The 24,947-nt window shown below is 65.3% G+C and carries 27 protein-coding genes; 12 read left to right on the forward strand and 15 right to left on the reverse strand.

Translation table 11 applies throughout. The features are described 5' to 3' along the window. Nucleotides 1–714 precede the first annotated feature (714 nt). The 8 genes from SJY41_RS00600 to SJY41_RS00635 all read left to right on the forward strand — a co-directional run bounded on the left by SJY41_RS00600 (nucleotide 715) and on the right by SJY41_RS00635 (nucleotide 5,605). On the forward strand, nucleotides 715–891 hold the full coding sequence (locus SJY41_RS00600) for a stability determinant (protein WP_380784024.1): 177 nt from the start codon (nucleotides 715–717) through the stop codon (nucleotides 889–891). Further along, entirely contained in the window at nucleotides 888–1,163 is a 276-nt protein-coding gene (locus tag SJY41_RS00605) for a type II toxin-antitoxin system RelE/ParE family toxin (protein ID WP_380778206.1), read from the forward strand. Before SJY41_RS00600 ends, SJY41_RS00605 begins: the two co-directional genes overlap by 4 nt. 106 nt (nucleotides 1,164–1,269) lie before the next feature. After that, a complete protein-coding gene (locus tag SJY41_RS00610; RefSeq protein WP_380778207.1) occupies nucleotides 1,270–1,599 on the forward strand; it encodes a hypothetical protein in 330 nt (109 codons plus the stop codon). A gap of 225 nt (nucleotides 1,600–1,824) precedes the next feature. Beyond that, the gene (locus SJY41_RS00615) at nucleotides 1,825–2,088 is read left to right on the forward strand and encodes a hypothetical protein (protein ID WP_380778208.1); all 264 of its coding nucleotides are present in this window, start codon (nucleotides 1,825–1,827) and stop codon (nucleotides 2,086–2,088) included. Between the two features lie 207 nt (nucleotides 2,089–2,295). Beyond that, complete coding sequence (locus tag SJY41_RS00620; RefSeq protein ID WP_380778210.1) at nucleotides 2,296–2,742, forward strand: DUF3597 domain-containing protein; 447 nt, start codon at nucleotides 2,296–2,298, stop codon at nucleotides 2,740–2,742. Nucleotides 2,743–3,018: 276 nt separating this feature from the next. Further along, entirely contained in the window at nucleotides 3,019–3,231 is a 213-nt protein-coding gene (locus SJY41_RS00625) for a cold-shock protein (RefSeq protein WP_031394996.1), read from the forward strand. 104 nt (nucleotides 3,232–3,335) lie between these two features. Continuing rightward, nucleotides 3,336–3,566: a hypothetical protein gene (locus SJY41_RS00630; protein ID WP_176501291.1), complete on the forward strand. Its 231-nt coding sequence runs from the start codon at nucleotides 3,336–3,338 to the stop codon at nucleotides 3,564–3,566. Between the two features lie 104 nt (nucleotides 3,567–3,670). Beyond that, nucleotides 3,671–5,605, forward strand: coding sequence for a S9 family peptidase (locus tag SJY41_RS00635; protein ID WP_380778212.1), 1,935 nt, complete (start codon nucleotides 3,671–3,673; stop codon nucleotides 5,603–5,605). Nucleotides 5,606–5,692: 87 nt separating this feature from the next. Here the strand turns inward: SJY41_RS00635 and SJY41_RS00640 are convergent, their stop codons facing one another. The 14 genes from SJY41_RS00640 to SJY41_RS00705 form a co-directional block, all read right to left on the reverse strand. Then, the gene (locus tag SJY41_RS00640; protein WP_380778214.1) at nucleotides 5,693–6,664 is read right to left on the reverse strand and encodes a cell wall hydrolase; all 972 of its coding nucleotides are present in this window, start codon (nucleotides 6,662–6,664) and stop codon (nucleotides 5,693–5,695) included. A 159-nt stretch (nucleotides 6,665–6,823) separates the two neighbouring features. Then, a complete protein-coding gene (locus tag SJY41_RS00645; protein ID WP_380778216.1) occupies nucleotides 6,824–9,655 on the reverse strand; it encodes a M16 family metallopeptidase in 2,832 nt (943 codons plus the stop codon). Nucleotides 9,656–9,665: 10 nt separating this feature from the next. Beyond that, nucleotides 9,666–9,863, reverse strand: coding sequence for a hypothetical protein (locus SJY41_RS00650; RefSeq protein ID WP_353443809.1), 198 nt, complete (start codon nucleotides 9,861–9,863; stop codon nucleotides 9,666–9,668). Continuing rightward, nucleotides 9,860–11,011, reverse strand: coding sequence for a tRNA guanosine(34) transglycosylase Tgt (gene tgt, locus SJY41_RS00655; protein WP_380778217.1), 1,152 nt, complete (start codon nucleotides 11,009–11,011; stop codon nucleotides 9,860–9,862). Before tgt ends, SJY41_RS00650 begins: the two co-directional genes overlap by 4 nt. 1 nt (nucleotide 11,012) lies before the next feature. Then, nucleotides 11,013–11,468 carry an EF-hand domain-containing protein gene (locus SJY41_RS00660; protein WP_380778219.1) on the reverse strand — a complete coding sequence of 152 codons (456 nt, stop codon included), beginning with the start codon at nucleotides 11,466–11,468 and terminating at the stop codon, nucleotides 11,013–11,015. Between the two features lie 8 nt (nucleotides 11,469–11,476). Next, nucleotides 11,477–12,502, reverse strand: coding sequence for a tRNA preQ1(34) S-adenosylmethionine ribosyltransferase-isomerase QueA (queA, locus tag SJY41_RS00665; RefSeq protein WP_380778221.1), 1,026 nt, complete (start codon nucleotides 12,500–12,502; stop codon nucleotides 11,477–11,479). 7 nt (nucleotides 12,503–12,509) lie between these two features. After that, nucleotides 12,510–13,235 (reverse strand): peptidylprolyl isomerase, encoded by a 726-nt coding sequence (locus SJY41_RS00670; protein WP_380778222.1) that lies wholly within the window; start codon nucleotides 13,233–13,235, stop codon nucleotides 12,510–12,512. Nucleotides 13,236–13,333: 98 nt separating this feature from the next. After that, nucleotides 13,334–13,840 carry a pantetheine-phosphate adenylyltransferase gene (coaD, locus tag SJY41_RS00675; protein WP_380778224.1) on the reverse strand — a complete coding sequence of 169 codons (507 nt, stop codon included), beginning with the start codon at nucleotides 13,838–13,840 and terminating at the stop codon, nucleotides 13,334–13,336. 22 nt (nucleotides 13,841–13,862) lie between these two features. Then, entirely contained in the window at nucleotides 13,863–14,762 is a 900-nt protein-coding gene (locus tag SJY41_RS00680; RefSeq protein ID WP_380778226.1) for a polyprenyl synthetase family protein, read from the reverse strand. A 4-nt stretch (nucleotides 14,763–14,766) separates the two neighbouring features. Further along, on the reverse strand, nucleotides 14,767–15,006 hold the full coding sequence (locus SJY41_RS00685; protein ID WP_353468823.1) for an exodeoxyribonuclease VII small subunit: 240 nt from the start codon (nucleotides 15,004–15,006) through the stop codon (nucleotides 14,767–14,769). Between the two features lie 65 nt (nucleotides 15,007–15,071). After that, the gene (locus tag SJY41_RS00690) at nucleotides 15,072–15,269 is read right to left on the reverse strand and encodes a hypothetical protein (protein ID WP_380778228.1); all 198 of its coding nucleotides are present in this window, start codon (nucleotides 15,267–15,269) and stop codon (nucleotides 15,072–15,074) included. Nucleotides 15,270–15,336: 67 nt separating this feature from the next. Next, entirely contained in the window at nucleotides 15,337–17,022 is a 1,686-nt protein-coding gene (locus SJY41_RS00695; RefSeq protein WP_380778230.1) for a diguanylate cyclase domain-containing protein, read from the reverse strand. A 348-nt stretch (nucleotides 17,023–17,370) separates the two neighbouring features. Further along, nucleotides 17,371–19,689: an ATP-dependent Clp protease ATP-binding subunit ClpA gene (gene clpA / locus SJY41_RS00700; RefSeq protein WP_380778232.1), complete on the reverse strand. Its 2,319-nt coding sequence runs from the start codon at nucleotides 19,687–19,689 to the stop codon at nucleotides 17,371–17,373. Nucleotides 19,690–19,832: 143 nt separating this feature from the next. Then, on the reverse strand, nucleotides 19,833–20,027 hold the full coding sequence (locus tag SJY41_RS00705; RefSeq protein ID WP_380778234.1) for a DUF1192 domain-containing protein: 195 nt from the start codon (nucleotides 20,025–20,027) through the stop codon (nucleotides 19,833–19,835). A gap of 72 nt (nucleotides 20,028–20,099) precedes the next feature. On the opposite strand from SJY41_RS00705, the gene SJY41_RS00710 reads away from it, so the two are divergent. Further along, on the forward strand, nucleotides 20,100–21,101 hold the full coding sequence (locus SJY41_RS00710; protein ID WP_380778236.1) for an NAD(P)H-quinone oxidoreductase: 1,002 nt from the start codon (nucleotides 20,100–20,102) through the stop codon (nucleotides 21,099–21,101). A 407-nt stretch (nucleotides 21,102–21,508) separates the two neighbouring features. On the opposite strand, the gene SJY41_RS00715 is transcribed toward SJY41_RS00710, so the two are convergent. Further along, nucleotides 21,509–21,775, reverse strand: coding sequence for a hypothetical protein (locus tag SJY41_RS00715; protein WP_380778238.1), 267 nt, complete (start codon nucleotides 21,773–21,775; stop codon nucleotides 21,509–21,511). A 180-nt stretch (nucleotides 21,776–21,955) separates the two neighbouring features. On the opposite strand from SJY41_RS00715, the gene SJY41_RS00720 reads away from it, so the two are divergent. The 3 genes from SJY41_RS00720 to SJY41_RS00730 all read left to right on the forward strand — a co-directional run bounded on the left by SJY41_RS00720 (nucleotide 21,956) and on the right by SJY41_RS00730 (nucleotide 24,799). After that, complete coding sequence (locus SJY41_RS00720) at nucleotides 21,956–22,840, forward strand: UDP-2,3-diacylglucosamine diphosphatase (RefSeq protein WP_380778240.1); 885 nt, start codon at nucleotides 21,956–21,958, stop codon at nucleotides 22,838–22,840. A 158-nt stretch (nucleotides 22,841–22,998) separates the two neighbouring features. Continuing rightward, the gene (locus tag SJY41_RS00725; RefSeq protein WP_380778242.1) at nucleotides 22,999–24,021 is read left to right on the forward strand and encodes a glycosyltransferase family 4 protein; all 1,023 of its coding nucleotides are present in this window, start codon (nucleotides 22,999–23,001) and stop codon (nucleotides 24,019–24,021) included. Between the two features lie 100 nt (nucleotides 24,022–24,121). Beyond that, a complete protein-coding gene (locus SJY41_RS00730) occupies nucleotides 24,122–24,799 on the forward strand; it encodes a cell cycle transcriptional regulator TrcR (RefSeq protein ID WP_380778244.1) in 678 nt (225 codons plus the stop codon). Nucleotides 24,800–24,947: the final 148 nt, after the last annotated feature.

Raw genomic sequence — 24,947 nt, forward strand, 5'->3', positions numbered from 1 at the left:
TGATGGCTTTGTGCAGGGGATGGAAAACTCATAAAAAGAATGAAACATTTTCACTTTTGCGAAGCGTCTACGAGTGCTCGCTATTAATAAGAAGATTAAACGAGCAGGAAGAGTTTTCTAACACGCTTCTAGCTCAGGCTATGGTCGGTATTAAGCCGTTTTCGTACAGAATAAAGAAAAATGGTGATACCGATTATTCAAAAATTATAAATGAAGACACAGGGGAGGCATTCGAAGGGAAAAACTCTTACTTAGAATGCGCTAAGGTTGCTTCCGAAGACGAGTCGGCATTCTACGAAATTGTCTATCCATATCTTAGCGGTAACGTGCACTTCGATGCACGAGATTTTATATATCAGTATCAAAAGTCCGGTGAGTTTCTAATTTGGGAGGAAATTGATGAGCCGGCGCAGGCAATATTTATTATGGCAATATGCTCTTATTTTGTAATATCTCTGAAGGGTTCCTCTGGCATAACCCGGCTTATTTGCCGAGACATGAATTACTTGCTATCGAAAATTTCGAAGTGTTTCTACGCATTGTATATATCACTAGACGAAGAAGATCGTCACGTTGATCAGCATACATCTTTGGTTTTCTTTACGGCAGACAGATTGTTTAGAGGTGAATCATTGTGTGGTTCAGAATAAATGTGCTTAGTAATTGAGCTAAGAAATGTCCTTCCGCCGTTCATTAGCAGTTGTAAATTGTCATATGGCCAACTTATCCCCCATCGAGTCGGAGTTCGCTACCAGCGAAGAAGCCGCCGCGTATGACGTATGGTTCCGCGCCAAGGTCGAGCGTGCAATGGCATCGGACACACCCAGCATTCCACACGCTGAAGTGATGGCAATGGCGCAGGCTATCCTCGACAAACACAAGCCGCGTTGACGCTTCCGCTCGTCTGGACGGACGATGCGACGGGCGACCTACTGAACATTCTCGATTATATCGGTGCGCGGAATTTTGCGGCCGCAGAGCGGTTGAACGCCGCGATTGTGCATGCGGCGGAGAACATGCCCGATCATCCTTACCTCTATCGCTCCGGAAGGCTGGCCGGAACTCGCGAGGCGGTGGTCCATCCCAACTACCTGCTGGTCTACCGCGTCACCGAGACGATCGAGATCCTCGCCGTCCTCCACGCTCGCCAGCAATATCCCTGAAGCCCGCCCGCCGCCATCGTCTCCCGGACGCATCTCGGGTGCCAGCGCAAAGCGGAACCCCTGCCGCCGACCGTCCGTTTCCGAGGCTGCATCAAAGGACATTCCCATGACCAAGCCTCACCCGCACAAGCCCGCCCCCAGCCTTAAGCCAAAGTCGAAGACGTTCGGCATCAACGCGCTGTCGATCGGGGCCGCGGCGATCGGTCTCGGGGGTGCGTTGCTGGCGGTGTTCCTGCGATCGAAGGCCAACCCCGCCGAGCATGCCGCGCCCGATCTCGCGCTCGACAAGCCCCGCCCGGGTGCGACCGATCGCGCGCCGGAGGCCTTCCGCCCCGATCCCACCGCGGTCCCCACCAAGGCCGAGCGCGAGTCGCTCCGCCCCGCCACCGGCCCGGCGCCGTCGTTCGCCGCGGATCGCGGTTCGACGCTCGGCTGACACGCCTTCCCGATCCTCCCCCGCAAGGGGGAGGTGGCTGGCGCTTGCCAGACGGAGGGGGAGGGGGCGAATACCCACGTCCCGTGTCCTCCCCCTCCGTCACCTGAGGTGCCACCTCCCCCTTGCGGGAGAGGCGCGAGCGGCCCCACACAAACCGCTGTCCTACAGACCCCGATCCGGCATACCTGATCGGTCCTCTTCGCAAAGCACGAGAGAGGATCGATCATGGCGCACGCACCCTATCCGGCCGACCCGCAGCCCCACCACCCGGCACAACATCACCGCCTCGAATCCGTGCCTCCCTCACCGCGCCGCACACCAGGCGACGAACCCCCGATCCCCGATCATCTCCCCGACGCCGTCCGCCACGTCCTCGCCTGGCAGGCGCATGTCGACGCCGGCCGGATCGGCACCCGCATCCCCGTCTCGCCCGAGATCGCCGCCAACCGCGACCGCTGGACCGCGCTCGCCCGGACCATGCGCAAGTGACCGCCCGCCCGCCGCACGCACGCACGCACGGCCGAGCCGACGCCATCGCCAGAGCCCGCGCCGAAGTCGCCGGCCTGCTCTGCCTCGCGCCCGAACCAGATCCCCTCCAGTCGCCGCAGCACACGGACGGCCCGTCGCCGAACGCTGCACCCCAAATCCCGCACCGGGCGTTTTCCCGCCGTCAGACTTTACACGACGGGAACCCGCATGAGCATCTTCGGCAAGATCAAGTCCGCAATCTTTGGTGAGAAGGGGCCGCTCGGCAGCGGCCATTTCGGCACGCCCAAGCCCGAAGCCGTGCCCGCTCCGGCGCCTGCACCGCAGACGACGAGCGCGCCGGCGCCGATTCCTCAAGCCGCGCCCGCTGTCACGCCCGTCACCGCACCCGCACCGCAGTCGGTCGACGTCGAGTCCGTCCTGTCGGGCATCGCCTCGCGCAAGAACTCCGACCTCAACTGGCGGTCGTCGATCGTCGACCTGATGAAGCTGCTCGACCTGGATTCCAGCCTCGACAACCGCAAGGAGCTCGCCACCGAGCTCGGCTATACCGGCGCGAAGGACGGCAGCGCGGAGATGAACATCTGGCTGCACAAGGCAGTGATGCGCGAGCTGGCGAAGAATGGCGGCACGGTCCCGGCCGGGTTCGCGGATTGATCCGAAGCCGGCGCCGGAAATACTGGCGCCGGCGGTTTCAAATCATCGCGGATCGGGCGTGCGGGGCGGGGACAATATCCGTCGCAATCGACCGAATTGTCCGCGGTATTGGCGCGGGCGATTTGCAATTCCGGCCCACTTGGCCCATATAGAAATCTGCTACAGTCGCACATCGACGGTTCTTGGCGCTTTGCGGCACCTTTCTCCTTCTTTCCCTGCTCCGCGGCACGCGGTCGCCCGGCTCTCGGGCGGTCTATACTAAGAAGGAGCCAATTCATGGCTATCACCGGAACCGTCAAGTTTTTCAACGCCGACAAGGGCTATGGCTTCATCGCGCCGGATGGCGGCGGCAACGATGCATTCGTGCACATCACCGCTGTTGAGCGTGCAGGCATGCCCACGCTGAACCAGAACCAGCGCGTCACCTACGAGCTCGAGCCCGACAAGCGCGGCAAGCAGTCGGCAGTGAACCTCCAGCCAGCCGATTGATCTCGCTGGCGATGTAATGTCGCCAACCTGATCTTGGTTGCGGCGCGACGATCGTCCTGGTCGTCGCGCCAAACTTTTCTCGTTTCCCGCAGGAGCGCACCAGCATGGCCGATAATCCAGAATTTTACCGGGCCCGTGCTGAAGAAGAGCGTCGCAACGGCGATGCCGCCCTCCTCGACAATGTCCGCGATCGCTGCCGCCGCGCCGAAAAGGCCTGGGACGACATGGCCTCGCGTGCAGAACGCACCCAGATTCTCCGCGCCGCGCGCGAAGCCGCCCCTCCCGGTGGCGAGCGGATGATGATCGGCACCCCGTCGATGGTCCCCGCCGAATGATTCTCTGGTCCAGCGACGGCAAACGCCCGCTGGACCGTCTGGTATCTCGCAAAGTTCGGGAGGATTGCGTAGCGTAGCGCGATCCTCCTGCGAAAGTGCGACCTTTGCGCCCGATTCTCCTCGCCGTCTTGCTTGCCTCTGCTGCGTCCGCGCAGGCGCAAACCGCTTCCCCTTCGATCCATCAATACGGCCAGCTCGCGCTGTCGCCGAACGGCGCGACGATCGCGACCGTCGAGCAGTCGGACGATCCCGCCGCACCGATCAAGGGCGCGATACTCCTTCGCGCCGCCGGCAACGGCCACATTATCCGCCGCATCGCCCCGTGCGCGACGTGCGCCATCACTGCACTGACCTTCGCCCCGGACGGCAGCCTCGCCTATCTCGCACGGGACCGCACCGCCGGCACCGTCACACTCATGCTGGACGCCGCAAAGCCGCATGCCGTCGCCGTGGTACGCGGCATCGCCCAGACACCGCGCTTTTCGCCCGACGGCAAGCGGATAGCGTTGCTCGTGACCATCGGTGCAGCCAAGGAATCCGGCGCCGCCCAGGCCGGCGCGCGGCAGGTCGGCGAGATCGGCGAAGCGAATGACGAGCAGCGCTTGGCACTGTTCGACGTCGCCGCGCCAACCGTGACCGCTGCCGCATTGAAGCCGCTCTCGCCGGCCGGCCGGTACGTCTACGAATATGACTGGACCCCCGACGGCCACGGCTTCGTCGCGACCAGCGCGCTCGGCAACGGCGACAACAACTGGTGGGTAGCGACGCTCGACGCCATCGACGCGAAGACCGGCGCCGTCCGCCAGATCGCCAGGCCAGCGACGCAGACGAACTTCCCCCGCGTCTCACCCGATGGCAAGACGGTCGCCTATATCGGCGGGTTGATGAGCGATTTCGGCTCGGTCGGCGGAGACATCTGGACGGTGCCGCTGGCAGGGGGCGCCCCGACCAACCGCACCGCCGGCTACAAGGCGACATTCACCTCGCTCGACTGGCTTGCAGGCGGTCTCAGGGCGACGGCGCTGTCCGGTGCAGACGCGCAGGTCGTCGCGGTCGATGTCCTGAAGGCCAACGCCGCGCATGCAACGGCGGTGCAGTTCAGCCGCCCAGCGAGTTTCGCCGCCGGTGACGGAAAGGTCGCGTACAGCGCCGACGGTCGGATCATGGCCAGCGTCGTCCAGGACTTCGAGCACGCCCCCGCCATCTATGCCGGCGCCGTCGCTGCACCCCGCCAGGTAACGCACGACAACGATGCGGTGCCGTCGCTGTTCAAGGCGCGCAGCATCACCTGGACGAACGGCCGCTTCAGGAGCCAGGGCTGGCTGCTCGCGCCGCTATCGGCGAACCCGGCCGCAAAGGCGCCGATGATCGTCAACGTGCACGGTGGTCCGTCGGCGGCCAGCACGCCGAGTTTCATAGCCGGCGGGTTGAGCGCCGATCTCGCCAAGGCCGGCTATTATATCTTCATGCCGAACCCGCGCGGCAGCTACGGGCAGGGCGAGGCGTTCACCGCAGCCAACAAGCGCGATTTCGGCGGCGGTGACCTCCAGGATATTCTGGCAGGGATCGACGCGGTCGAACGGGTCGCGCCGGTCGACGATGCGCGGCTCGGGCTGATCGGCGGCAGCTATGGCGGCTTCATGGCGATGTGGACCAACACGCAGACCAACCGCTTCAAGGCGATCGTGTCGGGTGCCGGGCTGTCGAACTGGATCAGCTATTACGGCACCAACGGCATCGATCAGTGGATGATCCCGTTCTTTGGCGCGTCGGTGTATGAGGATCCCGCGATCTACGCGAAAGTCTCGCCGATCACCTACATCACCAAGGCGAAGACGCCGACCTTCCTCTACGTCGGCGAGCGCGACATCGAGGTGCCACCGACCCAGTCGGTCGAATATTGGCATGCGCTGAAGGCGCTCGGCGTGCCGACCAGCCTCGTGATCTATCCCGAAGAGGGTCACGGCATACGCGATCCCAAGAACGCAGCCGACCTGCGCGTCCGGACGGTGGCGTGGTTCGACCGCTATCTGAAGTAAGGCGAAGGGGCGGGCAGGGGCAGGTTGCAGCAGCAACCTTGCCGCCGTCCTCTTCGAAAAGCCGCCTCGTCGCGACGAGCGCCAGCGTTACAACGGCTTTCCCGAATCCTTCCAGCGATCGAGGATCTGCGACGCCGGCGGCAATGTGTCAGCCGAGGCCACCGACGGCACTGCCGGCGCTGCGTTCTGCGCAGAGCCAGGATCGATCGCGCCGTGCGGCATCGGCGGCACGGGGCCGACGGCTGCGATGGACGACGGTAACGGGGGCACGGCGAGCGGCACCGGCGAGATCATGGCCGCATGCGGACCCGGCAACGGTTCGCCGCCGCGATACCGCTGACTGAAGGCTGCTGCGGTTCCCCAAAACCCCTTCCACCGGTGGAAGAAGTGCGCGCCGACCACGTCGGTCATCACGAGGCTCCGGTTCCACGCCGGCGTCACCGCATAGGTGTGGTAATGCGTCGCCAGCCCGACCGGTGCATAGACGTATCCCGCGAGCGCCATTCCCGCAGCGCGCGCCGCCCGGATCCACGCCGCCCGCGTCGGAACACGACCCATCGCGCCGTCACAGGCAAAGCTGAACTGGCACCCGGCATGTTCGGAGCCTTGATACACCACGCCGCAAACCGTCGCCGGAAACGCGGGATGACGGGCACGGTTGAGGATCACCTGCGCTACCGCTTGCTGCCCTGCATCGGGTTCGGAGGCCGCCTCGTAATAGATCGCCGCGGTGAGGCACTGCATCGCCCGATCGCGGTCGACGGCTGACCCGCCGGCCATCGAGAATGGTTGCGCCGGCACGACGCCGACGTCGAGCGTCGCGCCCGCCGGTATCGGCAGGTCGGGCAGGTCGATCGTACCCGTAACACCCGTGGCTGGTGCCGCAGTCTCCCGATCGGAAAGCAGCGGCGTTGCCAGAGGAATGCGTGCCGACGCGACGTCGATCGCGCGATGCTCGGCGACACGCCGTGCGCTCATCGCCCGAAGGGCGGCATGCGCCGAAATGCCGGCGCCGACGATCAGCACCGTGGCGACCATCGCCAACCAGATGCGCTTCATCAACCGAACCGTCTGCAACCGAACGCGCAACCGCTTACCTCACATCAACCCGTGACGAGCATAGCCAACGCTCGTGCATAGCTGATTAAGCCAGTCCTATCGCGCATCGATTTCTTCCGTCCCACGAAGGGACGAAACATCATCTTGGCAACGCGTTGCTTACCGTAAGGTTGCGGTATCGAGCTTCAGCGCGGCCTCCGGGATCACCTCGACGTTGGGATAGGCCTTGCGCAACGGTTCGATGAACTGCTTGGCGTCCCCGACCACGACGATGCTCGCCGCTGCCGGGTCGAGCAGAGCCGCCGCAGCCGACTCCACCGCCGCGGGATCGACCGCGCCGACCGCCCCGGTGAACCGCTGCAGCTCGCCGAGCGGTACGCCGTTCTGGACATACGCACCGAGGATCCCGGCAACGCCCGACGTTGTCTCGATCCCCCGCCCGAAATTGCCGATCAGCACGGCCTTCCGCGTGTCGAGTTCTGCCGCGGGTACCCGAGCCGTACCCATCCGCGTCATCTCGGCGGCGATCAGCGTCACCACCTCCGCCGCCGTCGGGTTCTTGGTCTGTGTCTTGGCCGCGACGGTGCCCTGGGTCTTCCCCGCATCGAGCCCGCTGCCAGCGCCGTACGCCAGCCCGCGCTTGATCCGGATCTCCTGGTTCAGGCGTGACGAGAACCCGCCGCCCAGCACCGTGTTCGCTACAGCGAGCGGATAATAGCGCGCGTCGCCGCGGGCGATCGCCGGCCGCGCGACGATGACGCCCGCCTGACCCGCTTCCGGCATGTCGACGACGATCACGCGCGGCTTGGGATACACGACGACCGGCGCACTGGCCGCAGCGCCGTCCGCCGATGTCCACGCGCCGAACTGCGCTTCCGCCAATGCCTTCGCGCGAGCCGCCGTCACGTCGCCGACCATGATCAGCGTCGCCTGTCGCGGCTGGAAACTGCGCGCATAGGCCGCGGTAATGTCGGCGCGGGCGATCGCCTTCAACGATAGCGGCGTGCCCCCCGTCGGCGCGCCATAAGGGGACGCCCCCAGCACCGCGCGATCCGCGACCAGTGCGGCGACCTGCGCCGGGTTCTTCAACGACAACGTCACCGCATCGATCTGCTGGGTCCGGGCGCGCTCGATCTCGTCGGGCGCGAACGCGGGATGGGTCGCGACGTCCGCGAGGATCGCCATTGCCGGTGCCAGCTGGTCCGACTTCACTGTCACGTCGACCGAGGCACCGTCGCTCCCGGCATCACTGCCGATCGCGCCGCCAAGCCCCTCGATAGCGCGCGCGATCTGGGTCGCCGACCGGGTTTTCGTGCCCTTGGTCATCAATTCGGCCGCCAGGCTGCTGACGCCCGCGCGGTCCGCCGGATCGGTCGCCGCGCCGCCCGCGGTCACCAGATACGCGGTGACGATCGGCAAATCGTGCCGCTCCACCGTCACCAGCCGCATGCCGTTGGCGAGCCGCACCTCGACTGGTTGCGGGATCGTCGGGGATACCGGTGCACTCGGAGCCGGTGGCTGGACCCGCTGCCCGTCGGGCGCTGGCGTCACGATCTCCACGTTCGCCGGTGCCGTCAGGTCGGCAACCTGCACGCTCGGCGCAACCGCGATCGTATCGGCCACACCGCCGGCGGGCTTGTCCGCCACCGGCTTGTACCGGATCGTCGCGGACTGGTTGTCGCCCAGATACTTCCGCGCCACGCGCTGGATATCCGCGGCCGTCACCCCCGCGATCGCCGCGAGCTGCTGGTCCGCCGCGCGGGGATTGCCGTCGATCAGCACCGCGGCCGCCAGCGTGCTCGCCTTGCCCTCGGCGGTCTCGCGCGACTGGATCGACTGGGTCAGGATCTCGTTCTTCGCTTCGGCCAGTTCGGCGGCGGTCACCGGCGCGTCGCGGAACCTGGCGATCTCCCGCTTCAACGCGGTCTCGCCCGCGTCGACCGTCTTGCCGCCCGCCATGATCGCATAGACGACCATGTTGCCGGTCGACTGCTTGGTATCGAGGAACGCCTCCGCCGACTGCGCGAGCTGGTCGCGGTACACGACGCTCTCGTACAGCCGTGAACTCTCGCCGGTCGCCAGCACCGCCTTCAGCACCGCCAACGCGGCGATATCCGCATCGCGGTCCGCCGGCACATGATAGCTGACCAGCACCGCAGGCAGCGGCGTGTTCGGCTCGTACACCGTGCGCGTCACGGCCTTGGCCCGCGGAGGCTCGGCCACCGTCACGCGCGGGATCGCCGCCGCCGGCTTCTTGATCCCCGCGAAATACTGGTCGACCCAGCCATCCAACTGGGCAGGATCGAAATTGCCCGACACCACCAGGATCGCGTTGTCCGGCCGGTAATAGGTCGCATGGAACGCGCGCACGTCGTCGATCCCGGCCGCTTCCAGATTAGCCAGGCTGCCGATCGTCCCGCGCGCATAGGGATGCGCGGTATAGGCGAGCGCCGGATAATAGAGCGAGAACAGCTTGCCGTACGGCCGCGCGAGCGTGCTCTGGCGCAGCTCCTCCTTCACGACGTCGCGCTCCGAGCCGAAGCTCTTGGGCTCGACGACGAGGCTCGCCATCCGATCGGCCTCCGCGAACAACAGTCGCTGAAGGTGGTTGGCCGGGATCACCTCGTAATAATTGGTATAGTCGTCGTTGGTCGACGCGTTGTTATAGCCACCGACGTCCTCGGTCAGCCGGTCCATCTGCTCCGACACCAGGTTGCGCGTCGACTTGAACATGAGATGTTCGAACATGTGCGCAAACCCGGACTTCCCCTTGGGATCGTCCTTGGAGCCCACGTCGTACCAGACCTGCACCGACACGTTCGGCGTACCGGTATCGCGGATCGCATACACCCGCAGGCCGTTCGGCAACGTGCGCTCGGTATAGGCGATCGGCTTGACCGAAACCTGCGTCGGGGCAGGTGCGGTCTGTGCGCCCACCGCTACCGGGAAAGAAGCTGCGGTCAGCAGCAAAGCGGAGCGGAGGAGGCGCATGGTGAGGATCCTACTTGTTGCGGTTCGCGAACAGCACCGCGCCTGCGATCGCCGCGGAGCCGATGCCGACGCCCAGGCCGATCTTCGCGAGCGGCCAGCTCTTCGTCTTCTCCGCGGCGTTGTGCGCGGCGGCTTCGGCCTGAAGCTTCGCCTCCTTCGCGGCGGCGAGGATCTCGTTCGGGGTGTCGCTGTCGATCTTGATGGTCACTTGGGCTCTCCTTCACTCTTCCGGCCATACACCGCACGGAAATCATTCGCGAACTGCGTCAGCGTGCCCGAGGCGATCGCCGCCCGCAGATCCGCCATCAGCGTTTCGTAGAACCAGATATTATGCTCCGTCATGAGCATTGCGCCAAGCATTTCGCCCGACCGAACCAGATGATGCAGATACGCCCGTCCCCAGGTTGCGCAGACCGGGCAGGGGCAGGCGGGATCGAGCGGCCCCATATCCTCGGCGAACTTCGCGTTGCGGATATTGATCGGGCCCGTCCGCGCGAATGCCTGGCCGGTACGCCCGGACCGCGTGGGCATCACGCAATCGAACATGTCGATCCCGCGCTCGACCGCGCCGACGATATCGTCGGGCTTGCCGACCCCCATCAGATAGCGCGGCTTGTCGACCGGCAACTGGTCCGGCGCGAAATCGAGGCACCCGAACATCGCTTCCTGTCCTTCGCCGACCGCCAGCCCGCCGACCGCATAGCCGTCGAAGCCGATATCGATCAGCGCATCCGCCGATGACTTCCGGAATCCCTCGTTCAACGCGCCCTGCTGGATCCCGAAGATCGCATTGTTCTCGGCATGCACCTCGCCGCTATCGAACGCCGCGCGCGACCGTTTCGCCCAGCGCATCGATCGCTCCATGGCGGCGGCCTGCACCTCGCGCGTCGAGGTCGTCGGCACCAGTTCGTCGAACGCCATGACGATGTTCGAGCCGAGCAGCCGCTGAATCTCGATCGATCGCTCGGGGCTCAGCAGGTGCCGCGTGCCGTCGAGGTGCGACTTGAACGACACGCCCTCCTCGGACCGCTTGGTCAGGTCGGCGAGACTCATCACCTGATAGCCGCCGGAATCCGTCAGGATAGGCTTCGACCACCCCGAGAACGCGTGCAGCCCACCAAGCCGTGCGACCCGCTCCGCACCCGGCCGCAGCATCAGATGATAGGTATTGCCGAGGATGATGTCCGCGCCCGCGCCGACGACATCGGCGGGCTTCATGCCCTTGACGGTAGCCGCGGTGCCGACCGGCATGAACGCCGGCGTGCGAATGTCGCCGCGCTGCATCGCGATGACGCCGGTACGTGCCTTGCCGTCGGTGGCGGAAATGGTGAAGTCGAAGCGGGGACGGGTGGTCATATTACTTTTTCTTGCGAATGCCGTAGCGATCGCCGGCCGGCGCGCCGCGGATGGTGATGAGTTCGGCGCGGGTCAGCACGCCGTTCTTGTCTTGATCGAACCGAGCGAAGAACTGCGCGAACCGCGCCTGGAGTTCGGCGAGCGTGATCCGGTTGTCGCCGTCGCGATCGACTTCGAACGGGCTCGGCAATGCGTTACGATCGCCGAGCCACGCCTGCGCCCAGTCGGCAAAGGCAATGTACCCGATCGATCCGGTCGCAGCACCCTCGGCGGTGACATAGCTCCGCGCGACGCCCGCGGTCAGTTCGGCCTGCGTCACGCGGCCATCACCGTTCGTATCGCACGCGGCGATGAACAGCGCAGCCGGCTCGGCGAATATCGTTGCAGGCGGTTGCGGCGTGCCCGCGGGCGGCGGCGCGGCAACTATGGCCTGGAGCAGAGCAAGGGCGAGCAGCATGCCGCCCGTCATGGCAGCAGAAGCGAGGCGTCGCCATAGCTGTAGAAGCGATACTTCCCGGCGATCGCATGCGCATACGCCGCCTGCATACGCTCGCGCCCCATCAGCGCCGATACCAGCATGAACAAGGTCGAGCGTGGCAGATGGAAATTGGTCATCAAGCCGTCGATGCCGCGGAACCGATAACCCGGCGTGATGAAGATCGCGGTGTCGCCGTCGAACGGGCGGATCACGTCGTCCTCGCCCGTCGCGCTCTCGATCAGCCGGAGCGACGTCGTCCCCACCGCGATCACGCGACCATTGTTCGCGCGGACCGCGTTCAGCCGATCGGCGGTGGCGGCATCGATCCGACCCCATTCCGCGTGCATCCGGTGCTCGGTCGTGTCGGTCGCCTTCACGGGAAGGAACGTCCCCGCGCCGACATGCAGCGTCAGCGTCGCATGACCAATCCCCGCCGCCTCGAGTGCCGCCATCAGCTTCGGCGTAAAGTGCAGCGCTGCCGTCGGCGCCGCTACCGCGCCCGGCTCGGACGCGAACATCGTCTGGTAATCGTCCGCGTCGCGTTCGTCGGTCGGGCGCTTGCCGGCGATATACGGGGGCAGGGGCATATGGCCCGCGCGCTCCAGCAGCAGTTCGACCGGCTCGTCGCCCGCGAACACCAGTGCGTAGCTGCCGTCATCCTCGCGATCGACCGCCGCCGCGCTGACCCCGTTGCCGAACTCGATCACGTCGCCGTCGCGCAGCCGCCGCGCGTTGCGGATGAACGCGCGCCACCGCCGGGGTCCCTCGCGCTTGTGCAGCGTCGCACCGATCTTCGCATCGCCGCGTCGCCCATCGAGCTGCGCGGGGATCACGCGCGTATCGTTGAACACGAGCATGTCGCCGCGCCGCAGCAGCGACGGCAGGTCCGCAACGCCCGCATCCCTGGTGGCGTCACCTTCGAGCACCAGCATCCGCGCAGCATCGCGCGGCGCCGCAGGGCGGAGCGCGATGTTGTCGGTCGGCAGGTCGAAGTCGAAAAGGTCGACGTTCAACGTGAAATCACTTCTTTGCAGGAGCCTTCTTTACCGGTGCCTTGCGGGTGGCCGGTGCGAGCTTGGGCTTGGCCGCGTTCGGACCCGAAGCCGTACCCGGCAACGTCACCGGCGCACCCAGCGCAGGTGCCGGCGGGCCGGCGACATACGCGGGGGGATTGTCCGCCGCGATATACGCATGGACGATCCGCGACGGGTTCGCCGGTGGCTCGCCGCGCTCGATCGCGTCGACATACTGCATCCCGTCGAGCACCCGGCCGAACACCGTGTACTTCTTGTCGAGGCTCAGGCGCGGCTGGAAGACGATGAAGAACTGGCTGTTCGCGCTGTCCTCCTTGTCCGACCGCGCCGCCGAGACGGCACCGCGGACGTGCGGCAGGTAGTTGAACTCCGCCTTCACGTCGGGGAGCGTCGAACCGCCGGTGCCGTCGCCCTTGGGATCGCCGCCCTGTGCCATGAACCCGTCGATCACGCGGTGGAACGCAAGCCCGTCATAGAAATGCTGGCGCGTGAGCAGCTTGATCCGCTCCACCATCTTGGGTGCGACGTCGGGCCGCAGCCAGATCGTCACGCGGCCACCGGTCGACAGATCGAGCAGCAGCAGATTCTGCGTATCGGTCGTGAGCGGCGGCGTCGCGCGCGCAGGGGCAACCACGACATCCTTCTTCTGCGCCGCCACCGGCACCGTGACCAGGCACCCGAGCAACGCGAACATTCCGACGAAAAAGCGCATCAAATTCCCACTCGAAAGAGGCCCGGCGCAACCAGGCTGCCGCCACTTAGAGCAAATCCCCGCTTGCGCCAATCTGAACGTGCGCGGGGGAGAGCGGCTCAGCTCCCCTTGCGTCCGATCTTCTCGACCCGCGCAATCACCTCGTCACGCACCGATTCCGGCACGAACTTCGCGATATTCCCGCCGTACAGCGCGATCTCCTTCACCAGCCGGCTCGCGATCGGCTGCAACGCGACGTCGGCCATCAGGAATACCGTCTCGACGCGCGGATTGATCTGCTGGTTCATCCCCGCCATCTGATACTCGTATTCGAAGTCCGCCACCGCACGCAGGCCCCGGACGATCACCTTCGCCCCCTGCCGCTCGGCAAAGTCCATCAACAGCGAATCGAACGCAACGACCTCGATGTCGCCGCCGACGTCGGCCACTTCGCGCCGGACCGTCGCCATCCGCTCCTCGATCGTGAACATCGGCGACTTGGACGGATTGGTCGTCACCCCGATCACCAGCCGGTCGACCAGCTTCGCGCCGCGCCGGATGATGTCCATGTGACCCAAAGTGACCGGATCGAAGGTCCCCGGGTAAACACCGATGCGTGCGGTCATCTTGAACTCCCAGGTGCCAAAATCAGCGGTCGCGTTCGAGCACGAAGCGGGCGATATCGCGCAGCAGATCGGCTTCCTTGCCATAGCTGTGCAGGTGCGCGACCGCCTGGTCGACCAGCATCCGCGCCTGTTCGCGTGCGCGCTCGGGCCCGAGCAGCGACAGGAACGTCTCCTTGCCCGCAACCTCGTCCTTGCGCAGCGACTTGCCGACGACCGCCTCGTCGCCCTCCGCATCGAGCAGGTCGTCGGCGATCTGGAACGCGAGCCCCAGATCATGCGCATAACCGCGAAGCCCCACGCGACCCTCGGGCGGCACGCGGCCCAGGATCGCGCCGGCTTCGACCGAGGCCGAGATCAGCGCCCCGGTCTTCATCTGCTGCAGCCGGGTGACCGTGGTGAGATCGAACCGGGTATTCTCCGCCTCGATATCCATCTTCTGGCCACCGGCCATGCCGTTCGGGCCGGAAGCGCGGGCGAGGTCCATGACCAGTTCGATCCGCACGAACGGATCGGGATGCGTCTCCGGATCGGCCAGGACCTCGAACGCCAGCGCATGCAGGCAATCGCCCGCCAGGATCGCGGTCGCCTCGTCGAACATCTTGTGCACGGTCGGCTTGCCGCGCCGCAGGTCGTCGTCGTCCATCGCCGGCAGATCGTCATGGATCAGCGAGTAGACATGGATCGCCTCGACCGCCATCGCCGCCCGCGCCGAGCATGCGTGCGCCACGTCGAACAGATTGGCGGTCGCGAACACGAGCAGCGGCCGCAACCGCTTGCCGCCACCGATCGCCGCATGCCGCATCGCCCGGTACAGATCCGCGCGAGGGTCGTCGGGTATCGCCAGCAGCAGATCGAACTGCCGGTCGATTTCCGCGGAAACGTCGGACAGCGCGGCGTCGAGCGTCACGGGCATCGTCGTCATTCGGTCAGCCTGCCGCGAACGGACGGACGCCGGCAGGCTTGCCGTCGCCGTCGAGCCGGATCGCCTCGATCCGCGCCTGCGCCGCGTCGAGCCGGTCGGCACAGCGCTGGCGCAGCTTGTTGCCGCGCTCGTACAGCTCGATCGCTTGCTGGAGCGGCGTGTCGCCGCTTTCCAGCTTCCCGACGATGATCTCGAGTTCCTTCAGTGCATCCTCGAACGCGAGGTCTTCGATCGGCGTGTCCATGTCCGTCGCTATGGCGCAGGCACCGGATGGGGGTCAAGGATGGCCGCGACGGACCGCCGTGCCGATCAGTGCAGCCGGCTGACGGTCCAGGTATAGAGCACCGAGACCCCGACCAGCCCGAGATCGACGGCAGCTTGCATGCGATGCGGCGAAGGATCGCTGGTCTCGTGCGTGATGATACGAATGTCGGCGGTCGGGTGACGCGCCGCCAGCGCGAACAGCGCGAGTCCCGCGATTACCAGCACAGCCTTGCGATCGCGCATCATCCATCTCCCGCCGCAGCATGCATGCCCGCAGAACGGCCGTCTCACAAGTGCATCGAGCCGGCGATCAGGCGGCGATCGGCAGGCCACCCGCGTCGCGAGACCGGTCGCGCCCGGCACCTTTCGCCGCGAACAGTGCGCGATCGGCGCTGCGATACAGTGTTTTCCAGTCCGATTCGCGTAGCAGGGGTCCCGTGCAGCTGCCGATGCTGGCCGTAACCGTGATGTCGAACGGCATCCGCTGGCTCCGCAAGCGTTCGAGGATCGTATCCGACAGGATCGGCGTCCTCGCATCGACGAGGATCGCGAATTCCTCCCCGCCGATTCGCGCAACCAGCGCGTCCGGTGGCACCGCGTTGCGCAACGCGCGCGCGACTACCCGCAGCACTTCGTCGCCGCCGTCATGGCCGATCGTCTCGTTGACGCGTTTGAAATGGTCGACGTCCGCGATCAGCAGCATCTGGTCGCCCTGTCGCCCGATCGCACGGTTGAGGAACGCGCGGCGGTTGAGCAGGCCGGTCAGCGGCTCGGTATCGGCCAGCAGCCGGGCGGCGATCTCCTGTTCACGCGCTTCGTCGCGTTCGACGCTGAGCAGGCGGATCCGATACGCGATCGCGAGGCTGGAGAGCAGCGCCTCGAGCATCATCGATATCATCGTCGAATTGTCGATCCAGAAGCTCCAGGCCATCAGGCCCAGGGCTCCTGCGATACGCAGGCTGGCGAAGATGATCGGGACGCCCCACGCCAGCGCGAACATCCAGAGATAGTTGCTGCGAACGCGCCACGCCCGGTACAGGATCGGCGGTACCATGACGATCAGCGGCAGATAGCTGAGCGTGAGCAGGCGATCGAGCCAATAGATCTGCCAGGGCGCCAGGGCTGCGAACGCGACGCTCGTCGAGGCGAGTATCCCCAGCGCCACGTTGCTCGCCGGTCGTGGCCAGCCGTCGAAGACCCGGCGTTCGAAGAAGGTCCGCGCGAAGATCATGACCATGCTGGCGCACACCGCGAGCAGGCCGACGTTGATGCGCAGCCGGATATTGTTGTCGAGCGATGGCACCAGTTGGCCGAGCGCCGCCGACGACGAGAACGCGTAGCCGAGCAGGCACAGCACGAGCAGGCAATAGACCGGCTGGAACCGCTGCCGCAAAGCGCCCCACAAAGCGAGATTGTAGACGATCAGCGCGATCGCCATCCCGCCGAAGCTCGCATACAGCCCCGCGAGCAGAATTTCGCTCTCGGCAGCCTGGGCGGGCGTCGCAAGGGCGGCACCCAGCACCACCCCGCGCAAGTTGGCGGACCCCTCGACATGCCAGAGCAGGCGGACCGGCGGCGCGGGGTGGGGCGGCAGGGTCTGCGAGAACGTCGCACCCATCCTCAGGTGTCGCCCTGCGGTGTGGCTCGTGAAACCGGTGTGGCGGATCGCGCCGTCGGCATACAGGACGTACAGCGTCACCTTATCCTGCCAGACGCTCGCAACCCGCGCGCGCAGATCAGGAGTCTGGGTCATGGCGACGGGCAGGATTTGCGACAGGACCCAGAAGTCTCCCGCACCGTATCGCGACTGGGGCGTCGTGCAATCGAACTGCGACGGTGTACGGAACAGCGCCGGCGCGGAAAGCGCGGGCTTTGCGGCCATCAGGCACACGGTCAGCGGCTGGCCGGTGCTCGCCTGGGCCGGACTGGCGCCCATCATCGCCACCGTGAATGCAACAATGCCAAGCAGCCAGCAGATGCGAAACCGGAACGTCATGCCGACACCGTTAAGCCCTGTTCACCAATTAAAGGTAAAGAGGGCACGGTATCACGGATGAACCGGACATATTCAGTCCGTTTTCGTCCAATCCACGACGCCTTTTGGGCGTAGCGAAAGACATAACGGCCGGATTATCGCTTTTGGTCCAACGTCATGGAATTAAAACCACGCCGCATCGGGTGGTGAACCGCGCTGTGATGACCCAGCGGACTTTATCACGCTTGGCAAGGCGCTGACGACGGTTCGCTAAGCGAACAACCATCGTCCGATGCCGGACGAAGTACCGAAAGACTGGACGACGACCCGCGCGAATACTCGCCCGGGTCGCCGTCCATCACATCATTGTCAGTTGGCGTCGACCGTCTCGGTCTTGCCCTTCTTCTTCGGCTTCTTGGGTGCGGCGGCTTCGATCTCGAACGACAATGCGCCGTCCTTCATCTTCACCGTAACTTCGCCGCCATGGACCAGCTTGCCGAACAACAGTTCCTCGGCAAGCGGCTGCTTGATCTTCTCCTGGATCAGGCGGCCCATCGGCCGTGCGCCGTACAGCTTGTCATAGCCCTTGGTCGTGAGCCACGCCTTCGACTCGTCGTCGAGGACGATGTGCACGCCGCGGTCCGCCAGCTGCAGTTCGAGCTGGAGGATGAACTTGTCCACCACCCGCGCCACCACTTCGGTCGGCAGATAGCCGAACGGCACCACTGCATCGAGACGGTTGCGGAACTCCGGCGTGAACATCTTCTGCACCGCCTGCTCGTCCTCGCCCTCGCGGGTGAGATTGCCGAAGCCGACCGTCTCGCGCGCCATGTCGCTGGCACCCGCATTGGTCGTCATGATCAGGATGACGTTGCGGAAATCGACCGACTTGCCGTGCTGGTCGGTCAGCCGCCCGTTATCCATCACCTGCAACAGGATGTTGAACAGGTCCGGATGCGCCTTCTCGATCTCGTCGAGCAGCAACACGCAATGCGGGTTCTGGTCGACCGCATCGGTCAGCAGGCCGCCCTGGTCGAACCCGACATAGCCCGGGGGGGCGCCGATCAGACGGCTGACCGAATGCCGCTCCATATATTCGGACATGTCGAACCGCTGCAGCGGGATGCCGAGGATCGTCGACAGCTGCTTGGCGACTTCGGTCTTGCCGACACCGGTAGGCCCGGTGAACAGATAGTTGCCGATCGGCTTCTCCGGCTCGCGCAGACCCGCCCGGGCCAGCTTGATCGCCGAGCTGAGCTTCTCGATCGCCGCATTCTGCCCGAACACCACGCGCTTCAGATCCGTCTCGAGCGTGGCGAGCGCCAGCTTGTCGTCGGTCGAAACCGACTTTGGCGGAATGCGAGCCATCGTCGCGATGACCTGCTCGATCTCCTTCGGGGTGATCGTCTTCTTGCGCTTGTTCGGCGGCACCAGCATCTGCATCGCGCCGACCTCGTCGATCACGTCGATCGCCTTGTCCGGCAGCTTGCGGTCGTTGATGTACCGCGCCGACAACTCCACCGCCGACTTGATCGCATCGGGCGTGTACTTGACGTTGTGGTGATCCTCGAACGCCGAGCGCAGGCCCGCGAGGATCTTGATGGTATCCTCGATCGTCGGCTCGTTCACGTCGATCTTCTGGAAGCGCCGGAGCAGCGCGCGGTCCTTCTCGAAGTGATTGCGGAACTCCTTGTACGTGGTCGAGCCGATGCAGCGGATCGTCCCGCCCGACAGCGCCGGCTTCAGCAGGTTGGACGCATCCATCGCGCCGCCGCTGGTCGCACCCGCGCCGATCACGGTGTGAATCTCGTCGATGAACAGCACCGCGTCGGGCATCTTCTCGAGCTCGTTGACGACCGCCTTCAGCCGCTCCTCGAAGTCGCCACGATACCGCGTACCCGCCAGCAACGCGCCCATGTCGAGCGAATAGATCACCGCCGGCAACAGCACCTCGGGCACGTCGCCCTCGACGATCTTCCGCGCCAGGCCTTCCGCGATCGCGGTCTTTCCGACGCCGGGATCACCGACGTAGAGCGGGTTGTTCTTCGATCGGCGGCACAGGATCTGGATCGTCCGATCCACCTCCGGACCACGCCCGATCAGGGGATCGACCTTGCCGTTGCGGGCCTTCTCGTTGAGGTCGACCGTGAATTGCTTGAGCGCGCTTTCCGTCTTGCCCTTCTCCTGTCCCTTGGCCGGCTTCTCGTCGTCCGCACCCTTTGGCGTGGATGCTTCGGTCGCCTGCTGTCCGCCCTTGCCGACACCGTGGCTGATGAAGCTGACCGCATCGAGGCGGCTCATGTCCTGCTGCTGGAGGAAATAGACGGCATAGCTCTCGCGCTCGCTGAACAGGGCGACGAGCACGTTGGCGCCGGTCACTTCGTCGCGGCCCGAGGACTGGACGTGCAGGATCGCGCGCTGGACGACGCGCTGGAACCCGCTGGTCGGGGAGGGGTCGGTCGCCGCGTCGACCTTCAGAGCATCGAGTTCGCTGTCGAGGTAGTGCGCGACGGTATTCTTCAGTTCGCCGATCTCGACGTTGCACGCGGTCATGACCTTCGACGCATGTTCGTCGTCGATCAGCGCGAGCAGCAGATGCTCCAGCGTCGCATATTCATGGCGCCGGGACGACGCCGCCTCGAGCGCCTTGTGCAGCGTGGTCTCGAGGGCGGGTGCAAATGATGGCATTTACAATACTCCTGTCGGGCCGCGAACACGCAGGCCCTTTGCCACTATGTCGGAACTGATATTGGTCGCATCAAGCACTTGAACCCGGCCCCGTCCGTTCCTGCACCGACTAAAAGCGGCGAGCGAGGGGGCGGGCAGGCACGTCACCGCCTGAAAAGGTCGTCGGCGCTGGCCCGGTGGCTGACCGCGCGGTCCTTCTTGAGCTGACATCGCGCGATCTCGCCCTGCAATACCGTGATCCGCGCATCGAGTTCTGCGACCGACAGCGGATCGAGGTCCTGCCGCACGAGCGCGTCAAGCAGATCGTCGGGACGGGAGGGGGCGTCTTCCGGGTCCATAATTTCTGTAACGTTGACCCGCACCCGAGTGATGTCAATAAGGCCCGGAAATCAAATGGGCGTGACGAGCAAATGACCACGATTCCCGACATCATGAAGGCGATCGACCCGGAGCAGCCGGGCGGCCCCGAAGTTCTGCTCCTGGTCGATCGTCCCGTGCCCCGGCCGGGGAACGGCGAGGTGCTGGTCAAGGTGGCTGCGGCGGGCGTCAATCGGCCCGAGGTGATGCAGCGCCAGGGCAAGTACCCGCCCCCGCCGGGCGCACCCTCGATCCTGGGCATGGAGATTTCGGGGACGATCGTCGCGGTCGGCGACGGCGTCGGCGACGAACAGATCGGCCAGCTCGTCTGCGCGCTGATCACCGGCGGGGCGTATGCGGAATACGCCGTCGCGCCGTTCGGCCAGTGCCTTCCGGTCCCCGAAGCTTTGACGATGGTCGAGGCCGCGGCGATGCCCGAGACGCTCTTCACCGTCTGGACCAACCTCTTCGAGCGCGCCTACGCGACCGAAGGCGACGTTGTACTTGTCCACGGCGGCACCAGCGGCATCGGCACCATGGCGATCGCGTTGTGCAACGTGTTCGGCATCGACATCATCGTCACCGCCGGCTCCAAGGCCAAATGCGAAGCAGCGCTGAGCCTCGGCGCGACCCACGCGATCGACTACAAGACCGAGGATTTCGTCGAGCGCGTGAAGCAGATCACCGGCGGCAAGGGCGTCGCCGCGGTGCTCGACATGGTCGGCGGCGACTATGTCCCGCGTAACCTTCAATGTCTCGCCGAGGATGGCCGGCACGTATCGATCGCGGTGCAGGGCGGCATGATGGCGACCGTCCCCCTGTTCGAGATCATGCGTCGCCGCCTGACCCTCACCGGCTCGACGCTCCGCCCACGCGATACCGCGTTCAAGTCGCTGGTAGCCGACGAACTCGCCCGTACCGTCTGGCCACATGTCGAAGCCGGCAAGCTGAAGCCAATCATGGACCGAACCTTCGCCTTCGCCGACGCCCCGGCTGCGCACGCGCGGATGGAAGCGGGCGATCACGTCGGCAAGATCGTACTGACGATGGAGTAAAGGGTGGGGGGCGAGGCACCCGTCCCCTCCCGTCAACCCAGGCGAAAGCCGGGGTATTCCCGTCCGACGTCCGCCGCCCCGCATACACCAGCGCCCCGGCGAAGGCCGGGCCCAAATGGCAAGGTTGCCGTAACGACGGACACTGCGTCGTTACTAAGCATCTCCACTCGGGCCCAGCCTCCGCCGGGGAAGAATGTTGGGAGTAGGGCGGAGCGTTCGATTCGCCTGCGCCAACCTCATACTGTTCTCTCACGAAGGCGAACGCGCGGTTGTGCATGCCCCTCATGTACAAGGATCGTCCGGGGGAAGAGCCAACCCCACACTCCCAGTCTGGATCCCCGCCTTCGTGGGGAACCATGCTACTCAGCGGTTGAAGTCAGGACCCAAACGGTCCCGACCCCGAACCCTCAGTTGCTGTCCGAATCGTCATTCCCACCGCTCGTCGCGAGCAGCACGCCGACCACCAGCGCAGCCAGGATACCGATACTGACATACGTCGCAGTCGCACCTTCGGCGAGCTTGCTCTTGCCGACTGTGGCCGTTCCGGCACGCGCAGCCGGCGCCTTCGCGATCGACAGCGACGATGCAGTATTGGCCGCCGACGCCATCGTCGGTGCGATCATCATCGCCATGCCGGCAACCGCGACACCAAAAGTCTTGAAACGGAATTTCACGGTAACTTCTCCCTGTAAGAGCGTCGCATAGGTTCAGCTTCGCCTCGATTCGTCAACGCGTTTGCGAGCAATTGCAGCACTGCCGCGGCGCTGACTTGGAACAGTCACCGGACTGCGACCACGATGTCACAATTAGCGGCTAGCAGGATCGGAGAGGGTACCTTGCCGGGGGACAAGCTCATGGACGCCGTTACGACGTTTTCGCCATCTAGCATCGCTGGCGCGGACATCACCGATATCGCCGACTTCATCCATTCGCGGCCCGCATTGCCGGAGCCCGTCGTAGAGCGGCGGCAATACCGCACGATCTGGATCTCCGACGTCCATCTCGGCACGCGCGGCTGCAATGCCGGCATGCTTAACGACTTCCTCGATCACGTCGACAGCGAGACGATGTACCTCGTCGGCGACATGATCGACGGCTGGCGCCTCAAAAAGAAATTCTACTGGCCCGCCGCGCACAACGACGTCCTCTGGCGCCTGCTTAAGCGCGCCAAGCGCGGCACCCGTGTCGTCTACATTCCCGGCAATCACGACGAGGTGTTCCGGCAATATTCGGGCCTCGATCTGGGCGGCATCTCGATCCGCCGGAACGCGATCCACGAGACGGCGGACGGTCGCCGCCTGCTGGTCCTTCACGGCGACGAGTTCGACGCAATCACGCTCGCGCATCGCTGGGTCGCGCACATCGGCGACGCGGCCTACACGATGCTGATGGGCCTCAATCGCTGGGTCAATGCTGCACGCCGGCGGATGGGCATGCCGTATTGGTCGCTGTCCAAGCACGCCAAGGCCAAGGTCAAAAACGCGGTCGCCTTCATCTCGCACTTCGAGGAGGTCGTCGCGCACGCCGCCGGCGCGCGCGGCGTAGAAGGCGTGGTCTGTGGCCACATCCACACCGCCGAAATGCGCGAGATCGCCGGCATCGCCTATTACAACGACGGCGACTGGGTCGAGGGCTGCACCGCCTTGGTCGAGCATTTCAACGGCCGCATGGAACTCCTCCACTGGGGTGACGAAATCGCCGCCCGCGAACGCGACAAGGTCATAACCCTAGCCGCCTAACTTAAACCCTCTCCCCCGCCGGGGATAGGGAAGGCCGCGCAGCGGCGAGGGTGAGGGCACGGTCCGCAACGCAATTCAAGCGTGCCCTCACCTTCCCACCGCAAGTGCGGCGGGCCCTCCCGCTCCCTTCTGGGGAGGGGGCAACACGGAGAAGACCGATGCGTATTGCAATCGTCACCGACGCCTGGAGCCCGCAAGTCAACGGCGTCGTCCGCACCCTCCAGGCGGTCCGCCAGGAACTGGAATCGATCGGCCACGAGGTCCTGATCGTCTCGCCCCAGCAATTCGCCTCGATGCCATGCCCGACCTACCCCGAAATCCGCCTGGCCTTCGCGCGTTCGGGCGCAGTGGGTCGCATGCTGGCCAGCTTCGGCGCCGATGCCATCCACCTCGCCACCGAAGGCCCGGTCTGCCTCGCCGCCCGCAACTGGTGCATGGCCCGCGCGCTCCCGTTCACGACCGCCTACCACACGCAGTTCCCCGACTACGTAGCAGCTCGCACCGGCGCGAACCCCGACTGGATCTGGCGCTACATCCGCTGGTTCCACCGTCCTGCCCAGTCGATCCTCGTCTCCACCCCCTCGGTCGCCGCGACGCTCGCAACGCAGGGCCTGCATCAGGTCCGCGAATGGGGCAGGGGCGTCGACTTCGCGCAGTTCGGCCTGGACGGCGCGCGCGATCCTGAGGTGGCAACGCTTCCCGGTCCGATCCAGCTCTATGTCGGCCGGGTCGCGGTCGAGAAGAACATCGAGGCGTTCCTCTCCTCTACCCATCCCGGCACCAAGGTCGTCGTCGGCGAAGGCCCCGCCCGTGCATCGCTCGCCCGCCGCTTCCCGCAAGCCGTGTTCCTCGGCCAGCGCTCCGGCCTCGACCTCGCCGCCGCCTACCGCACCGCGGATGTCCTCGTCTTCCCCAGCCGCACCGACACCTTCGGCCTGGTCATGATCGAAGCGCTCGCCTGCGGCACGCCGGTTGCCGCCTATCCGGTGACCGGCCCGATCGACGTCCTCGACGACCGCGTCGGCGCGATGGACGAAGACCTCGATACCGCGATCGCCACCGCGGTCATCCGCGACAGCGTAACCTGCGCCGCCTTTGCCGCGCGCTATAGTTGGCCGGTCAGCGCGCGCCAGTTCCTCCATGCGCTCGTTCCGCTCGATCTGAAGCGTATCGCGGCCTGACGCTTGATCGCTTGCTAGATAGCGCCGCGCACACTAAGTCTCTCTCATGTCAGGCCGCTCCGAAAGGGGCGGCCCTTTCTATTTTTACGGAGTTCTCGCCGTGGCCCAGCCGCTCATGCCCCACGCGACCGCCGCCTGGATGGTCGACAATACCGCGCTCAGCTTCGAGCAGATCGCGGATTTCTGCGGTCTGCACATCCTCGAGATCCAGGCGATCGCAGACGATACCACGTCAACCAAGCTTACCGGTCGCGATCCCGTGCGCGCTCATGAAGTCACGCAGGACGAGATCGACAAGGGTGCCGCCGATCCCGATTACCAGCTCAAGATGATCAAGGGGCCCGAGCAGGTCCGCCGCACCAAGGGTCCGCGCTACACGCCGGTCTCGAAGCGCCAGGACAAGCCCGATGGCATCTCGTGGATCATCCGCAACCATCCGGAGATCACCGACGGCGCCATCTCGCTGCTGATCGGCACGACGCGCACGACGATCGCAGCGATCCGCGATCGCAGCCACTGGAATATCGCTAACATCACCCCGAAGGATCCGGTCACGCTCGGCCTGACTTCGCAGCGCGAGCTCGACGCAGCGGTGGCGAAGGCCGCCAAGGCTGCCGGGATGGATGCCCCGACCGACACGCGTCTTGAGGGCGACCGCGAGGTGTTGCTCCAGCAGCTTCGTGCAGAACGCACGCAGGCAGCCGCGGACGCGCAGTTCGTGGCCGAAGGCGGCGTCCTTCCCGTCAAGCCGCTCTTCGACGACCCGTTCAAGCGCTGATCCTTCTTTCCCCTCCCGCAAGCGGGAGGGGCAGGGGAATGGGCTCGCGCTCTCGTCGCACGGTACGGCTAGCGAGAATAGCCAACCCGACCCGACAGGTCGCGCCTGTAACGAGGCCAGTCCGCGCCTCAGTATTGTACCCGAAAAG

Origin of the sequence: Sphingomonas sp. R86520 (assembly GCF_042466285.1) — a bacterium.
Classification (GTDB): domain Bacteria; phylum Pseudomonadota; class Alphaproteobacteria; order Sphingomonadales; family Sphingomonadaceae; genus Sphingomonas.

Excerpts from the sequence above, each read along its gene's own strand:
- clpA (WP_380778232.1), bottom strand. The coding sequence starts at position 19,689 with ATGCCATCATTTGCACCCGCCCTCGAGACCACGCTGCACAAGGCGCTC.
- SJY41_RS00640 (WP_380778214.1), bottom strand. The coding sequence starts at position 6,664 with ATGAAGCGCATCTGGTTGGCGATGGTCGCCACGGTGCTGATCGTCGGC.
- SJY41_RS00630 (WP_176501291.1), top strand. The coding sequence starts at position 3,336 with ATGGCCGATAATCCAGAATTTTACCGGGCCCGTGCTGAAGAAGAGCGT.
- SJY41_RS00600 (WP_380784024.1), top strand. The coding sequence starts at position 715 with ATGGCCAACTTATCCCCCATCGAGTCGGAGTTCGCTACCAGCGAAGAA.
- SJY41_RS00620 (WP_380778210.1), top strand. The coding sequence starts at position 2,296 with ATGAGCATCTTCGGCAAGATCAAGTCCGCAATCTTTGGTGAGAAGGGG.
- SJY41_RS00645 (WP_380778216.1), bottom strand. The coding sequence starts at position 9,655 with ATGCGCCTCCTCCGCTCCGCTTTGCTGCTGACCGCAGCTTCTTTCCCG.
- SJY41_RS00720 (WP_380778240.1), top strand. The coding sequence starts at position 21,956 with ATGGACGCCGTTACGACGTTTTCGCCATCTAGCATCGCTGGCGCGGAC.
- SJY41_RS00725 (WP_380778242.1), top strand. The coding sequence starts at position 22,999 with ATGCGTATTGCAATCGTCACCGACGCCTGGAGCCCGCAAGTCAACGGC.
- SJY41_RS00615 (WP_380778208.1), top strand. The coding sequence starts at position 1,825 with ATGGCGCACGCACCCTATCCGGCCGACCCGCAGCCCCACCACCCGGCA.
- SJY41_RS00610 (WP_380778207.1), top strand. The coding sequence starts at position 1,270 with ATGACCAAGCCTCACCCGCACAAGCCCGCCCCCAGCCTTAAGCCAAAG.
- SJY41_RS00705 (WP_380778234.1), bottom strand. The coding sequence starts at position 20,027 with ATGGACCCGGAAGACGCCCCCTCCCGTCCCGACGATCTGCTTGACGCG.
- SJY41_RS00710 (WP_380778236.1), top strand. The coding sequence starts at position 20,100 with ATGACCACGATTCCCGACATCATGAAGGCGATCGACCCGGAGCAGCCG.
- SJY41_RS00660 (WP_380778219.1), bottom strand. The coding sequence starts at position 11,468 with ATGCTGCTCGCCCTTGCTCTGCTCCAGGCCATAGTTGCCGCGCCGCCG.
- tgt (WP_380778217.1), bottom strand. The coding sequence starts at position 11,011 with ATGACCACCCGTCCCCGCTTCGACTTCACCATTTCCGCCACCGACGGC.
- coaD (WP_380778224.1), bottom strand. The coding sequence starts at position 13,840 with ATGACCGCACGCATCGGTGTTTACCCGGGGACCTTCGATCCGGTCACT.
- SJY41_RS00690 (WP_380778228.1), bottom strand. The coding sequence starts at position 15,269 with ATGCGCGATCGCAAGGCTGTGCTGGTAATCGCGGGACTCGCGCTGTTC.
- SJY41_RS00685 (WP_353468823.1), bottom strand. The coding sequence starts at position 15,006 with ATGGACACGCCGATCGAAGACCTCGCGTTCGAGGATGCACTGAAGGAA.
- SJY41_RS00625 (WP_031394996.1), top strand. The coding sequence starts at position 3,019 with ATGGCTATCACCGGAACCGTCAAGTTTTTCAACGCCGACAAGGGCTAT.
- SJY41_RS00680 (WP_380778226.1), bottom strand. The coding sequence starts at position 14,762 with ATGACGACGATGCCCGTGACGCTCGACGCCGCGCTGTCCGACGTTTCC.
- SJY41_RS00670 (WP_380778222.1), bottom strand. The coding sequence starts at position 13,235 with ATGCGCTTTTTCGTCGGAATGTTCGCGTTGCTCGGGTGCCTGGTCACG.
- SJY41_RS00695 (WP_380778230.1), bottom strand. The coding sequence starts at position 17,022 with ATGACGTTCCGGTTTCGCATCTGCTGGCTGCTTGGCATTGTTGCATTC.